Genomic DNA, 383 nt, shown 5'->3' with positions numbered 1-383 from the left:
ATAGTTGAGTTCACGCGTGCCGCAGCGCAGGCCGTTTTCAGTGGGGAAAACATACGGAGTGTACATTTCACTCAGCGGTAAATCCCAGCGGTCGAAGCAGGCAGAGGTCAGGCGATCCGGGTAATTTTCATGCGGCCCCAGGCCTAACCAGTTCACTCGCTCGACGATCTGGGTGAGCTGACAGCTCATACCGATGCGTGCCGGATAAGGCGTGCCGCTCGCGATCTCCACGTTGACCGTCACCGCCATCTCGCCAAATCCATCAATACGGTACGCTTTACGGCTGATAAACAGCGTTTTGCCCTGGAACTGCCAGGCATGGACGGTGTTGATCACGACGGCGTCGGAGAGCGCTTCGGCGGTGCACTGCAGGGTGGTGACCT

Annotated in this window: 1 pseudogene; it reads right to left on the bottom strand. The window is 58.2% G+C overall.

The window, feature by feature from the left end:
- A pseudogene (locus tag I53_RS02815) lies at window positions 1-383 on the bottom strand (hypothetical protein); the annotation flags it as partial.

Origin of the sequence: Methylobacterium sp. B1 (assembly GCF_000333255.1) — a bacterium.
Taxonomy (GTDB): Bacteria; Pseudomonadota; Alphaproteobacteria; order Rhizobiales; family Beijerinckiaceae; genus Methylobacterium; species Methylobacterium fujisawaense.
This window is presented reverse-complemented; position numbering and strand designations above follow the sequence as displayed.